Raw genomic sequence first — 12636 nt, forward strand, 5'->3', positions numbered from 1 at the left:
GACGAGCGAGGGGGCGCGGGATGACGAACGACACCGCGGACCGGACGACCGGGGCGACTGAGCGCAGGCGCGAGCAACACGGCTGGTATTTCTACGACTTCGCCTGCTCGGTCTATTCGACGAGTGTGCTGACGGTCTTCCTGGGGCCGTATCTGACGTCCGTGGCGAAGGCCGCGGCGGATGCCGAGGGCTTTGTGCATCCGCTGGGCATTCCCATACGCGCGGGCTCGGTCTTCGCGTACGCCGTGTCGATATCGGTGGTGCTCGCGGTGCTGGTGATGCCGCTGGCGGGCGCGGCGGCGGACCGTACGGGCCGCAAGAAGCCACTGCTGGCTGCGGCGGCGTACGTGGGGGCGACCGCAACGGCGGGGATGTTCTTCCTGGACGGTGAGCGGTATCTGCTCGGCGCGTTCCTGCTGATCGTCGCGAACGCGTCCCTGTCGGTGTCGATGGTGCTCTACAACGCGTATCTGCCGCAGATCGCGGAGCCGGACGAGCGTGACACGGTGTCCTCACGGGGCTGGGCGTTCGGGTACACATCGGGCGCTCTGGTGCTGGTACTCGATCTTGTCCTGTACTCGGGCCACGATTCGTTCTCCCTCTCCGAAGGGGAGGCGGTGCGGATCTGTCTGGCCTCGGCCGGACTGTGGTGGGGAGCTTTCACTCTGGTGCCACTGCGCCGTCTGCGGGACCGGCAGACGGCGCCGAGCGGCGAGGGCGCGGTGGGCTCCGGCTGGCGACAGCTGCTGGCCACACTGCGGGACATGCGCAGGCATCCGCTGACGCTGTCGTTCCTGCTGGCGTATCTGATCTACAACGACGGCGTCCAGACGGTGATCTCACAGGCGTCGATCTACGGCTCCGAGGAGCTGGACCTCGATCAGACGACGCTGATCACCGCGGTACTCCTGGTGCAGGTGCTCGCGGTGGTGGGCGCGCTGGGCATGGGGCGGCTGGCCAGGACCCATGGCGCCAAGCGCACGATCCTCGCTTCGCTCGCCGTCTGGACGCTGATCCTGGCGGCGGGATACTTCCTGCCGGCCGGGGCGCCCCTCTGGTTCTTCGCGCTGGCCGGCGCGATCGGGCTGGTGCTGGGCGGCAGTCAGGCGCTGTCGAGGTCGCTGTTCTCACATTTGGTGCCGCGCGGCAAGGAGGCGGAGTACTTCTCGGCGTACGAGATGAGCGACCGCGGGCTGAGCTGGCTGGGGCCGCTGGTGTTCGGCCTCGCATACCAGCTGACCGGCAGTTATCGCGATGCGATCATCTCGTTGGTGGTCTTCTTCGCGCTCGGTTTCGTGCTGCTTGCGCGGGTGCCGGTGAGGCGCGCGGTGGCCGCCGCGGGCAACCCGGTGCCGGAGCGGATTTAGACGTTGAAGTGAAAGGCCGGTAGTGTACGCCTTTGGCCTGCCAGGCGGACCGTTACTGCGCGCTGAAGAAGTGAAATCACTGGGTGACACTTTCTGTCAGATGTGACAAACCGGGCACTGGTGGGTACCCAAACCCTGGATAAGCAGCGGCACGACGGGCGACGCATGACCCGGAACGGGAATCTTTACTGCCGACCGGACGTTGACCGGATGACGACGACAGCGACACCTGTCCTGTGGGCGACAAGCCCGGGAGGCACGATTCATGAGTGAGCGAGCTCTCCGCGGTACGCGCCTCGTGGTTACCAGCTACGAGACGGACCGCGGCATCGATCTGGCCCCGCGCCAGGCGGTGGAGTACGCATGCCAGAACGGACATCGTTTTGAGATGCCGTTCTCGGTAGAGGCGGAGATTCCGCCGGAGTGGGAGTGCAAGGCGTGCGGCGCCCAGGCACTCCTGGTGGACGGGGATGGCCCCGAGGAGAAGAAGGGCAAGCCGGCGCGAACGCACTGGGACATGCTCATGGAGCGGCGCACTCGCGAGGAGCTGGAGGAGGTGCTGGCCGAGAGGCTGGCGGTCCTGCGCTCCGGCGCCATGAACATCGCCGTGCATCCGCGCGACAGCCGGAAGTCCGCCTGACCGCGTAACACCGCACGTACAGCGTCATAAGACAACAACGACACAACAGCCGCGGGCCGTCTCACAGCGAGTGTGAGACGGCCCGCGGCTGTTGTGTGCGGCTTCGTTCTGCGCGGCTTCGTTCGTGCGCTCGCCGTCAGTCCCTGCGCTCTCCCCCAGGGCGTCAGCCTCAAGGGGTCAGCGGCGGCCTGGGGCCCTCGGCGTCGTAGCTGCGCGGAGGAGGCGTCCCGTCCGGCCGGATGACCTCACCCTGCACGATCTTTCCGTCCGGCCGGTGAATGCGGGCTTGCTGGAAGGCGTCTCCCAGGCTGCCGGGCGCCGCGGCGCGCATGCGGCGCTGCAGCGACCGTTCCGTGTACCGCCCGAGCGCCGCACGGACGGGCGGCAGCAGAAGCAGCAGGCCCACCGCGTCCGAGATCAGGCCCGGCAGCATCAGAAGCAGTCCGCCGAGCATCAGGAAGCCGTTGCCCGTGCTGCCCTTGCCCGTGCTGCCCTTGTCCGTGTTTCCCGTGCCCGTGCCGGAGTCGGCAGCCGGGCTCTGGCCCGCCTGCTGTTGCTGCAGGGTCTCGGTCAGACTGCGGAAGGCACGGCGGCCGGCCCGCTTGATGACGGCGGCCCCGAGGATTGCGCCGCCGACCAGCAGGGCGAGGACGGTGAGTCCGCCGGCCTCACCCGCGACAAGGGTCAGCAGCCAGACCTCCAGCACCAGCCAGACGGCTATGCCGAGCGGGACGAGGTTGCGGGCGCGTGAGCGCTTCGGGGCTGTCGGGGTCGGTGCGCCGGTCGTCATGCTCCCAGTGTGCCTGGACGCCCGCTGGAGCGGCGTAAGCGGCCGATCAGTAAGGCGCCGGTCAGTAAAGGGGCCGGTCAAGGAGACTGCTTGCGGCCGAGCAGACGATTCGCCCGGCCTCCCACTCCCCAGGCGGTGACCCGCCACAGCGCCTCCACGACGATGTCCCGGTTCATTTTGGAGTCGCCGAGTTCGCGCTCGACGAAGGTGATCGGGACTTCCACGACGTGGTATCCGGCGGCGACGGCCCGGCGGGCGAGGTCGACCTGGAAGCAGTAGCCCTGGGATGCCACTTCGGCAAGACCGAGGCCTTCGAGGGTCTCGGCCCGGAAGGCCCGGAAGCCGCCGGTGACGTCCCGGATGGGGACGCCGAGCAGGAGCCGGGAGTAGGTGCTGCCGCCGCGGGAGAGGAACTCGCGGTGCTTGGGCCAGTTGACCACGCGGCCGCCGGGGACCCAGCGCGAGCCGAGCACCAGGTCCGCGCCCTTGAGGGCGGTCAGCAGCCGCGGCAGTTCCTCCGGCTGGTGCGAGCCGTCGGCATCCATTTCGACGAGTACGCCGTAGCCGTGCTCGATTCCCCAGGCGAAGCCCGCGAGGTAGGCCGCGCCCAGGCCCTCCTTGCCCTTGCGGTGCAGTATGTGAACCTGCTGGTCCTGGGCCGCGATCTCATCGGCGATCTTGCCGGTGCCATCGGGGCTGTTGTCGTCGGCAACGAGAATGTCCGCATCGGGCACAGCCGCGCGCACCCGGGAGACGATCGGCTTGATGTTCTCGGCCTCGTTGTAGGTCGGGATGATCACCAAGGCTCTGCCGAGCGGGCCGTACCGCCGCTGACCGCCGTCATTCACTGCTGCCCCTTAAAGTCCGTGCACAGAGCCCCACCATAGCGAGCGCACGGTGCCGGGATACGGCGGCACGGACCTGGGGTGTCGTGTGCCGGGTGACGGGGTGTGGGCAGGGCTCCCCCGTGGGCCGCGGATCGGGACCCGGCGTCCTTCGGGCCGACCTGGGGCCCGCTGGCTGCGGGTCGACCGAGAGCCGTTGTCTACTGAACGCCGGGCCCCACCCGGGTCTCACCTGCCGACCGGCTGAAACCTTCCCTCGGCCCCCGAGGCGCGGGCGCTGAACCTGGCTCCCAGTGGCAGTGGGCCAGTGCGGCACACTGCCCCATGACCCAGCGGCGTTCGACGACTGCGTGGAGGTTTGCCGGCCGGACGTCCTGCGGTGGACTCGGCCGAACCTACCGGCCGGTGGGCGCTCTGTGTCAACAGTCGCCTGATCTGCGAGGTTTACCCAAATCAGCAGGTCAGCACGGAAGATCCGCAGGTCGCGGCCGAGCGCGGGGAGCAACGATCGGCCGTACGAAATATCCGCACGTCACTCGTTCGGCCGCGCAAAGACGGTTTGTCCGAAGACCACTGTCCGCAGGCAGACGGGCAGTTCGGCGCCGGGGGTGAGGTCGGGCAGGCCGGGAGTGCCGGAACGCGGGTCGGTGGACCAGCGGGCGACGCGGTCGTCGGGTGCCTGGACGACAAGTTCCTCGGTGCGCCACACGGCGTAGTCGGCGGGCGCGCCCGGGACCAGGAGGCCGGCGTCGTCGCGGCCGATGGCACGCCAGCCGCCGCGCGTATGGGCGGTGAAGGCGGCCCGCGCGGAGACCCGGTGCTCGGGGGTGCGGTGGAAGGCCGCGGCTCGCACGGTGCCCCAGGGGTCCAGCGGCGTCACCGGACTGTCCGAGCCGAAGGCCAGGGGGACTCCGGCGCGCAGCAGCGCGGCGTACGGGTTGAGAGTGCGGGCCCGCTCGACGCCGAGGCGCTGCGCGTACATTCCCTCGTCGCCGCCCCAGGCGGCGTCGAAGGCGGGCTGCACGGAGGCCGTGAGGCCGAACTCCGCGAAGGCCGCGATGGTTTCGGGGGTGAGCATCTCGGCATGCTCGACGCGGTGCCTGGCGGCGCGGACGCGGGCGAGGCCGAGTGCGTCGGCGGCGGCCCGGACGCCGTCGACGACCGCGGTGAGCGCCGCGTCGCCGATGGCGTGGAAGCCGGCCTGCAGTCCGGCCTCGGTGCAGGCGGTGACATGGGCGGCGACGGCGGCCGCGTCGAGGTGGGCGGTGCCGGTGTGCGCCGCGTCCGCGTACGGGGTGTGCAGGCAGGCGGTGTGCGAGCCGAGGGAGCCGTCGACGAAGAGATCGCCGGCAGCGCCGATCGCGCCGAGTTCGCGGATGCGCTGGGCGTCCTTCGCATTCGCGACCCGTTCGGCCCAGTAGCCGACGACCCGGGGGCCGGGCTCGGCGTCGGCCAGTGCCAGCAAGGACGTGAAGTCGCCCTCGTCGGAGATGTCGGGCCCCGCGCACTCATGGACGGTGCCGATGCCGAGTGATGCGGCCCGCCGGAGGGCTGCGCGCTGGGCGGCGGTGCGCTGGGCAGGTGTGATCGCGCCATGGGCGGCGGCGCGCACGGCGTGGTGGGCAGCGCCGGTCAGCGGCGCCTCGGTGTGGTGGCCGTCGAGCCCGGTGACGCCGGGAACGCGGTCGAGCAGGGCGGTGGTGACCACGGCCGAGTGGACGTCGATCCTGGGCAGATAGAGGGGACGGCCGCCGCTCGCCGCGTCGAGTTCGGCGCGGGACGGGGGGCGCTGCTCGGGCCAGCGCGTGGCGTCCCAGCCATGACCGAGGAGAACCGTGTCGCCGGCGTGTGCGGCGCTGTGTTCCCGTACGAGAGACAGAGCATCGGCCAGGGTGCGGGCGCCGGACAGGTCGAGGCCGGTGAGGGCGAGGCCGGTCGCCGTGGTGTGCACATGTGCGTCGGTGAACGCCGGGGTGACCAGAGCCCCTTCGAGATCGATCACCTCGTCGACCCCGGCGGCGAAGGCGTCGGCGGCGCCCTCGGAGCCCACCCAGGCGACATGTCCTCGTTCGACGACCATCGCCGTGGCGAAGGGGTCGGCGGGGCTGTGGACTTCTCCACCGCGCAGCAGCACGGTGCGGTGTTCGCTCTGGGGGGCGGTGCTCTCGGTCATGGGGACCAGCCTAGATACGCGGCGGGCGTGCCTCGTACGGGGTGGAGAGTACGACCGTCGTGCGCGTGGAGACCCCGGACAGCGAGCGGATGTGGGTGAGCAGGTGCTCCAGCTCCAGGGGGGTCGCCACACGCACCTTGAGGATGTAGTTCTCGTCGCCCGCGACGCTGTGGCAGGCCTCGATCTCGGGTACGTCGGCGAGACGTTCCGCGATGTCGTCGGGCGCGCTCGGGTCGAAGGGTTTGACGGAGATGAACGCCGTCAGCGGCAGCCCGACGGCCTCGGGGTCGACGACGGCGGCATAGCCGCGGATGACGCCACGCTGTTCCAGGCGGCGGACGCGCTGATGCACCGCCGAGGTGGACAGGCCGGTGGCCTTGCCCAGGTCGGTGTAGCTCATCCGCCCGTCCTTGACGAGCAATTCCACGATCTGTCTGTCCAGCTCCTCCATGCGGATCAACCTATTGCCCCAGGTCGCTTCCGGCACAGTCATTGCGGCCCGCGGAGGCACCTGCGGCGGGCATGTGACGAATGCCACAGGCTCGCCGCACGGTCCGTCGTGACCGCACGGTTACCCGCCGGGCGGGTGGGGAATTGCTTGCTGTGGTCGAGGCCGTAAGTGCCTGGTCGGCCCACCCGAGGGGGAGATTCTCCATGCAGAGTGTCAAGAACACCGGACGTACCGAACCGGAGCCTGTTGATTCGGCCGAACAGGCTGATATCGAAGAGCTCGACGCGTACGACACCTTTGAGATGTACCGGGTCATCTGCCCGGACTGCGTACAGCCCATCGCACTCCTCGCGGACGAGGACGTCCTGCCGGAGCATGCGCTGTGCCCCACGCCGTGGAACCCGTTCGGGCTCACGGTGTGCGCCGGCACCGGCCGTACCGCCGCACAGGCCCGCCCCGCCGACGAGACCCTCGAGGTCCAGGAGCAGGACACCGCACTGCTGCTGACCCTCCCTCAGGGGCTCGACTGGCGGACGCAGCCCTTCTCGCATGTCGGCGGCCCGGGCTCGCGCCCGCTGCGGGTGCCGCAGCTGCGGCGCCACGCCGCGTAGGTCCCGTCCGGACAGGGCCTTGAGTCCCTAGGTCCAGTAGCTTCCCTGCACCATGGCGGCGAGACTGCCGTGGTGCAGGATCAGGCTGTCCGGGTCCTGCGGGACCTGGGCCTCGCCGAAGTGGATCTGGCGGTGGGCGACGCGCAGCATGACGTAGGCATTGCGGTCGCCGGTGACCAGGTGCTTCATCGACAGGGGCGCCTGGTGGACCGGGTATTCGTCGAGGGCGGTCGTCGGACACGGCTGACCTCCCGGGCAAGGGAATTGACGGTACGTCAGAAATCCGCCCCGAAGACCAGACAGAAACGCCATGCCCTGGACTGAGTCCCCTGGCCCAGGGCAACGATGAACCAGGGGGACTGAACGTCAGCGAGTTTCGGGGCCGGCCAGGTGACGCGCAATAACCATCCGCTGGATCTGGTTGGTGCCCTCCACAATCTGGAGCACCTTCGCCTCGCGCATATAGCGCTCGACCGGGAAGTCCAGGGTGTACCCGTAGCCGCCCAGCACCTGGACGGCGTCGGTGGTGACGCTCATCGCCGTGTCCGTGCAGAACAGCTTGGCCATCGCCGCCTGCCGGGAGAACGGCCGGCCCGCATCACGCAGCCGGGCCGCGGCGAGATACAGCGCACGGCCCGCCTCGATCCGGGTGGCCATGTCCGCGAGCATGAAGCGCAGCCCCTGGAAGTCGGCGATGGGCCTCCCGAACTGCTCACGCCCGGTGGCATACGAGACGGCCTCGTCGAGGGCAGCCTGGGCAACGCCGATGGCGCAGGCCGCGATGCCGAGCCGCCCCGAGTCGAGAGCGGAGAGCGCAATCGCGAAGCCCTGGCCCTCGTCGCCGATCCGGCGGGAGTCGGGGACACGCACGCCGTCGAAGTGCAGCTGAGCGGTGGGCGAGCCCTTCATGCCCATCTTCTTCTCGGGCGCGGCGGCGTTCAGCCCCGGGACATCGCAGGGGACCAGGAAGGCTGTGATGCCGCGGGCGCCTTCCCCGCCGGTGCGGGCCAGCACCGTGTAGAAGTCGGCGATCCCGCCGTGGGTGATCCAGGACTTGGTGCCGGTGATCACCCAGCTGTCGCCGTCGCGCACCGCCTTGGTACGCAGTGATGCGGCGTCCGAGCCGGATGCGGGCTCGGAGAGGCAGTACGCACCGAGCAGGCCGCCGCCGAGCATGGCGGGCAGATGCTCGCCCTGCTGCTCCTTGGAGCCGTAGCCGGCGAGCGCATGGCAGGCGAGGGAGTGGACGCTGACACCGAGACCGACGGTGAGACGAGCCGCGGCGAGCTCTTCGAGTACCTGGAGATAGACCTCGTACGGCTGGTCTCCGCCGCCGTACTCGGAGTCGTACGGCAGGCCGAGCAGTCCGGACTCGGACAGGAGCGAGAACACCTCGCGCGGGAAGTGCCCGGAGTCCTCCTCCTCGGCCGCCCGGGGAGCGATCTCCCGCTGGATGATGTCGCGTACCAGGGCGATCAGATCCCTGGACTCCTCGGTGGGCAGTTGACGATCCACCGGCTGCGGGGCGCGGTCGGGCATTGCGGCGCTCTCCTCCCTGTCGGGCGCTGCGGCGGTCGCGCGCGAAGGGTGTGGGCGCGCCGCCGGTCTTACTGCCAGGCCGATGCTGCCCTTCCGGGTCACGAAAGAGGCTCGACGGCGGCTGTGGCGCGTTGAGTATGCCCGATCAGCGGACTTACGTCACGGGCGGACCGTCTCCCCCTGGGCGCGCACGGGAAATTGGTCCGAACCATTGACCCAATGGTCTAGTCCTTCTACCGTTGCCCCTCAGCGCATGGCCGCGTTCATGCCAAAGAAGCCCGACGGTCCACCGCAAGTCCCCCACTCGTTCTCCCCCTCCCCCACGAGGAGACCTGATGCTCGGACTCCACCGCCGCCCCCGCGCCCGGCTGAAGGCGCTCATCGCCGCCGCCTGTACCGCCGCGATCGGCGCGACCCTGTTCACCGGCGCCCACTTCGCCTCCGCCGCAAAGCCGACCGCGCAGGCCGCCGCCGCGCCGAAGGCCGGCAGCAAGGTGGTCGGCTACTTCACCGAATGGGGCGTCTACGACCGCAATTACCACGTCAAGAACATCCAGACCTCCGGGTCGGCGAACAAACTCACCCACATCAACTACGCCTTCGGCAACGTCCAGGGCGGCAAGTGCACGGTCGGCGACTCCTTCGCCGACTACGAGAAGACCTACACCGCCGCACAGAGCGTCGACGGTGTCGCCGACACCTGGGACCAGCCGCTTCGTGGCAGCTTCAACCAGCTGCGCAAGCTGAAGAAGCTGCACCCGGGCCTCAAGGTGCTGTGGTCCTTCGGCGGCTGGACCTGGTCCGGCGGCTTCGGCCAGGCCGCTGCCAACCCCGCCGCCTTCGCCCAGTCCTGCTACAACCTGGTCGAGGACCCCCGCTGGAAGGATGTCTTCGACGGCATCGACATCGACTGGGAGTACCCCAACGCCTGCGGCCTGAGCTGCGACACCAGCGGGCGCGAGTCCTTCAAGAACCTGCTGTCCGCGCTGCGCTCGAAGTTCGGCAGCTCCAACCTGGTGACCGCGGCGATCACCGCGGACGGCTCGTCCGGCGGCAAGATCGAGAAGGCGAACTACGCGGGCGCTGCCCAGTACGTCGACTGGTACAACCCGATGACGTACGACTTCTTCGGCGCCTGGGCGGCGCAGGGGCCCACCGCCCCGCACTCGCCGCTCACCTCCTACACCGGCATTCCGCAGCAGGGCTTCAACACGGACGCGGCGATCAAGAAGCTCAAGGGCCTCGGCATCCCGTCCTCGAAGCTGCTGCTCGGGATCGGCTTCTACGGACGCGGCTGGACGGGCGTGACGCAGAAGGCACCCGGCGGGACCGCAACGGGCGCCGCACCCGGCAAGTACGAGCCGGGCATCGACGACTACAAGGAGCTGAAGTCCAAGTGCCCGGCCAACGGGACCGTCGCCGGGACGGCGTACGCGCACTGCGGCAACCAGTGGTGGAGCTACGACACCCCCTCCACCATCGCCGGGAAGATGACCTACAAGAACCAGCAGGGTCTGGGAGGAACCTTCTTCTGGGAGCTCAGCGGTGACACCTCGAACGGCGAGCTGATCAAGGCCATCAACTAGCGTCAAGAGATGGTGATGTGGGGGCGGGCGGCCGACGCGGTCGCCCGCCCTCGTCTCACGCCTCGAACGGCGCGCGCCTCATACCTGGACCGGCCCGCGCCTCAGGCCTCGACCGGCGCGCGCCTCATACCTGGACCGGCCCGCGCCTCAGGCCTCGACCGGGGCGCGCACAGCATCGCTCAGGGCCGCGGGCAGCGGCTCGTTCGGCGGCTCCGGGCACTCCGGCTCGAACTCCGCGATCGTGCGCACCGTGCCGCGCAGCAACCGCATCAGCAGCGCGCACACGGTCTCCCGCTTCAGCTCCTGGTTCCCCAGCCAGTCGAGCGTGATCCCCTCGACGCTGCTGAGCCAGCCGAGCAGCGCGAGCCGGGCGAGCATGGGGATGTCGCGCCTGCCGTACGCGCCGTCGGCGATGGTCGCGATCAACTCCTCGCGCACCGCGTCCCGTATGGACTGCACCTGGGTGTCGAAGCCGACGCCGCCGGTGACGATCGTGCGGAACGCCGCCTGGTGGCTCTGCGCGTAGCGGAGGTAGTCGTCGACCGTGCGGTACACGCGCTCGGCACGCGGCAGTTCGGTGTCCTGGGCGGCGCGCGAGACGAGTTCGGCCACCGAGTCCTCGATGATGGCGAGGTAGTAGCCGCGTTTGCTGTCGAAGTAGTAGTAGATCAGGCCCTTGGCGACCCCGGCGTGCTTGGCGATGTCGTCCATCGAGAGCGCGTCGTAGGAAGTGTCGGCGAACAACTTCCGTCCGGTTGCGATGAGTTCACCACGGCGCACCTGGGATCTTCCGGTCACGGCACGGTGCTGACTATTATTCAAATTGAGCCCTAGTCTCCAACTGCCACAGGATCACCGCAGTATGGCAGACCTGCGCGGAGCCCCTTCGGCGGACGGCAGAGGCCGTCCCGGCCGGCTCTGCTCAGAGAAGGCCGAGCTGGGTGACGAGCATGGCGAGGACGACGACGAGGGTCCAGCCGAGGATGTGCTCGAGCACCTTGGAGCTCTCGTCGGGGCCGCCCGTGCGGGTGCGGGTCTCGGCGCGGTCGGCGGTGGCAACGGTCGAAGTCATGGTGTGTCTCGCAGTCGTCCGGCAGGTGTGGCGGCTCCCCCCGCTGACCCGTTCACAGTGCCAGCGACACCGGCCCGGGTCAGTGACGCCCGTCACTGACCCGCGGGGCGGGGCGGTGTCTCAGTGGATGCCGAAGGCCGCCAGAGCCTTGCGCTGGGCGGCCGTGGGCCGGGCGGGCCAGTAGAGATAGCAGACGCCGCCTGTGCCGGACACCACCTTGCCGGTGGCGTTGTAGCGCTTGGTGCGGAGCCAGATCTTCTCCCACTCGGCGCGCTTGTAGACACGGCGCACTGCCTCGTTGCTGGGCGATGCGGGATCGTTGGCGATCACATCGCCGCCCGCTGTGAAACCGATCACGGTCATCAGATGGCCGGAGGTGCCGTACCCCGCCCCGGTCAGCTCCTCCTTGAGGAAGGACTGCGACGTTATGGCCGGGATGCCGGCCCGGATCAGCGACTCCAGGTCGGTGAGCGAGGACAGCCGGGTGACGACCGCGTTCATGTCCGCGTACGTGGCCGCGTAGGCCGCGTTGAAGGGCCAGTTTCCGCAGCCCTTGTACTGGTGGTCGAAAGTGAAGCGTGCGGCATGGCAGACCTGCGGGTCGGCGAAGGCCGGGTTCACCCAGGCCAGGTCGGCCGCGGTGGGCCTCCGGCCCCAGTACTCGATGATCATCTGCGAGGAGGTGGGGCTGCACCAGGCCTCGCCGCCGTCGTCGTACTCGGGGTACTGGCCGACATGCGTGTTCTGCGAGTACCGCGGCACGGGCAGCTCGCGCGCGAGCCCCGGCGTCGAGGCGGGCACGGTGAAGCGGTCCGGGACGTCGGAAGCCATCGCGCCGAGCCGCCGGACGATGGGCGTGAGGCTCGTTCCCGGCGTGCGGTAGAGGGTCAACCGCAGCTGGTACGAGTTGAGCCGCAGCCCGCTCGCCCCCTCTTGACCAGACGCGGTGTCGATCGAGAAGGTGTCGGTCCAGATGCTTGCCCTGCCGTCGCTCTGGTCGTCGACCGAGGTGCGCAGGATGTCGCCGTCGCCCGCCGCCCAGCGGCCCATCACGAACCAGGGGGTCGAGGTCGCGTCGGAGTAGCGGCCCCGCAGCTCGACCTGGAGCCAGGTGCCGGCGGGGGTGGACGCGTTCCAGGAGGCGACGACTTCTGTTGCGGGCACCCGGGAAATGTGGACGGGCGAGGTCCAGGTGCCGTACTCCCAGGTCGTGGTCCGCCCGGTGTGCGGGTCCGTGTAGTCGGTACGGCCCGACGGAGCGGCGATGACGAGCCCGGGGCGGCTGCCCGCGACCGCGCGGGTGCCGGCGGCCGAGCCGGAGCGCCAGTCGGTGTACGAGGTCCAGAAGTGGTTGTCGATCCCCGAGGCGGGCACGACGCGTCCAGCGGGCTCTGCGGCCGGTGCGGCGCCGGCCGGTACCGCTGCGGCCGGGACGGCGGAGGAGGAGAGCGCGCCCGTACCCGCCGCGGCCGCGATCGCGGCGCCCAGCACGGTCCTGCGCGAAGTCGGTCTGGCCATGGGACCCCCAAGTCAGGTGCGCGGCAGTGGGGCAACTATCGCCC

At 69.7% G+C, this 12636-nt stretch carries 12 protein-coding genes and 1 pseudogene; 4 read left to right on the forward strand and 9 right to left on the reverse strand.

The genetic code is table 11. The features are described 5' to 3' along the window. The first annotated feature begins 20 nt into the window (after positions 1-20). The gene (locus ACI2LP_RS23730; protein WP_404726519.1) at positions 21-1367 is read left to right on the forward strand and encodes an MFS transporter; all 1347 of its coding nucleotides are present in this window, start codon (positions 21-23) and stop codon (positions 1365-1367) included. Between the two features lie 265 nt (positions 1368-1632). Then, positions 1633-2007, forward strand: coding sequence for an RNA polymerase-binding protein RbpA (locus ACI2LP_RS23735; protein WP_003959706.1), 375 nt, complete (start codon positions 1633-1635; stop codon positions 2005-2007). 169 nt (positions 2008-2176) lie between these two features. On the opposite strand, the gene fxsA is transcribed toward ACI2LP_RS23735, so the two are convergent. The 4 genes from fxsA to ACI2LP_RS23755 form a co-directional block, all read right to left on the reverse strand. Further along, entirely contained in the window at positions 2177-2797 is a 621-nt protein-coding gene (gene fxsA, locus ACI2LP_RS23740) for an FxsA family membrane protein (RefSeq protein WP_404726520.1), read from the reverse strand. A 77-nt stretch (positions 2798-2874) separates the two neighbouring features. Beyond that, the gene (locus tag ACI2LP_RS23745) at positions 2875-3645 is read right to left on the reverse strand and encodes a polyprenol monophosphomannose synthase (protein WP_404726521.1); all 771 of its coding nucleotides are present in this window, start codon (positions 3643-3645) and stop codon (positions 2875-2877) included. A 529-nt stretch (positions 3646-4174) separates the two neighbouring features. Then, positions 4175-5815, reverse strand: coding sequence for an amidohydrolase (locus ACI2LP_RS23750; RefSeq protein ID WP_404726522.1), 1641 nt, complete (start codon positions 5813-5815; stop codon positions 4175-4177). Positions 5816-5825: 10 nt separating this feature from the next. After that, a complete protein-coding gene (locus tag ACI2LP_RS23755; RefSeq protein ID WP_360883610.1) occupies positions 5826-6266 on the reverse strand; it encodes an Lrp/AsnC family transcriptional regulator in 441 nt (146 codons plus the stop codon). A gap of 203 nt (positions 6267-6469) precedes the next feature. Here ACI2LP_RS23755 and ACI2LP_RS23760 point away from each other — a divergent pair, with 203 nt between their 5' ends. Continuing rightward, the gene (locus ACI2LP_RS23760) at positions 6470-6877 is read left to right on the forward strand and encodes a hypothetical protein (RefSeq protein ID WP_404726523.1); all 408 of its coding nucleotides are present in this window, start codon (positions 6470-6472) and stop codon (positions 6875-6877) included. A gap of 27 nt (positions 6878-6904) precedes the next feature. Here the strand turns inward: ACI2LP_RS23760 and ACI2LP_RS23765 are convergent. Together ACI2LP_RS23765 and ACI2LP_RS23770 are read right to left on the reverse strand one after the other, a co-directional pair. Continuing rightward, positions 6905-7042: pseudogene (locus ACI2LP_RS23765) on the reverse strand (phosphotransferase family protein); the annotation flags it as partial. Positions 7043-7243: 201 nt separating this feature from the next. Then, on the reverse strand, positions 7244-8416 hold the full coding sequence (locus ACI2LP_RS23770; RefSeq protein ID WP_404726524.1) for an acyl-CoA dehydrogenase family protein: 1173 nt from the start codon (positions 8414-8416) through the stop codon (positions 7244-7246). A 335-nt stretch (positions 8417-8751) separates the two neighbouring features. Here ACI2LP_RS23770 and ACI2LP_RS23775 point away from each other — a divergent pair, with 335 nt between their 5' ends. After that, positions 8752-10002: a glycoside hydrolase family 18 protein gene (locus tag ACI2LP_RS23775; protein ID WP_404726525.1), complete on the forward strand. Its 1251-nt coding sequence runs from the start codon at positions 8752-8754 to the stop codon at positions 10000-10002. Positions 10003-10149: 147 nt separating this feature from the next. On the opposite strand, the gene ACI2LP_RS23780 is transcribed toward ACI2LP_RS23775, so the two are convergent. The 3 genes from ACI2LP_RS23780 to ACI2LP_RS23790 all read right to left on the reverse strand — a co-directional run bounded on the left by ACI2LP_RS23780 (position 10150) and on the right by ACI2LP_RS23790 (position 12592). Continuing rightward, entirely contained in the window at positions 10150-10824 is a 675-nt protein-coding gene (locus ACI2LP_RS23780; RefSeq protein WP_404726526.1) for a TetR/AcrR family transcriptional regulator, read from the reverse strand. 100 nt (positions 10825-10924) lie between these two features. Next, positions 10925-11074, reverse strand: a complete 150-nt coding sequence (locus ACI2LP_RS23785; protein WP_404726527.1) for an SCO1431 family membrane protein — start codon at positions 11072-11074, stop codon at positions 10925-10927. A gap of 120 nt (positions 11075-11194) precedes the next feature. Further along, positions 11195-12592 (reverse strand): peptidase C39 family protein, encoded by a 1398-nt coding sequence (locus tag ACI2LP_RS23790; RefSeq protein ID WP_404726528.1) that lies wholly within the window; start codon positions 12590-12592, stop codon positions 11195-11197. Positions 12593-12636: the final 44 nt, after the last annotated feature.

It is taken from the genome of Streptomyces sp. NPDC019890 (genome assembly GCF_044903445.1).
Classification (GTDB): Bacteria; Actinomycetota; Actinomycetes; order Streptomycetales; family Streptomycetaceae; genus Streptomyces.

Excerpts from the sequence above, each read along its gene's own strand:
- ACI2LP_RS23730 (WP_404726519.1), top strand. The coding sequence starts at position 21 with ATGACGAACGACACCGCGGACCGGACGACCGGGGCGACTGAGCGCAGG.
- ACI2LP_RS23735 (WP_003959706.1), top strand. The coding sequence starts at position 1,633 with ATGAGTGAGCGAGCTCTCCGCGGTACGCGCCTCGTGGTTACCAGCTAC.
- fxsA (WP_404726520.1), bottom strand. The coding sequence starts at position 2,797 with ATGACGACCGGCGCACCGACCCCGACAGCCCCGAAGCGCTCACGCGCC.
- ACI2LP_RS23750 (WP_404726522.1), bottom strand. The coding sequence starts at position 5,815 with ATGACCGAGAGCACCGCCCCCCAGAGCGAACACCGCACCGTGCTGCTG.
- ACI2LP_RS23755 (WP_360883610.1), bottom strand. The coding sequence starts at position 6,266 with ATGGAGGAGCTGGACAGACAGATCGTGGAATTGCTCGTCAAGGACGGG.
- ACI2LP_RS23760 (WP_404726523.1), top strand. The coding sequence starts at position 6,470 with ATGCAGAGTGTCAAGAACACCGGACGTACCGAACCGGAGCCTGTTGAT.
- ACI2LP_RS23770 (WP_404726524.1), bottom strand. The coding sequence starts at position 8,416 with ATGCCCGACCGCGCCCCGCAGCCGGTGGATCGTCAACTGCCCACCGAG.
- ACI2LP_RS23775 (WP_404726525.1), top strand. The coding sequence starts at position 8,752 with ATGCTCGGACTCCACCGCCGCCCCCGCGCCCGGCTGAAGGCGCTCATC.
- ACI2LP_RS23785 (WP_404726527.1), bottom strand. The coding sequence starts at position 11,074 with ATGACTTCGACCGTTGCCACCGCCGACCGCGCCGAGACCCGCACCCGC.
- ACI2LP_RS23790 (WP_404726528.1), bottom strand. The coding sequence starts at position 12,592 with ATGGCCAGACCGACTTCGCGCAGGACCGTGCTGGGCGCCGCGATCGCG.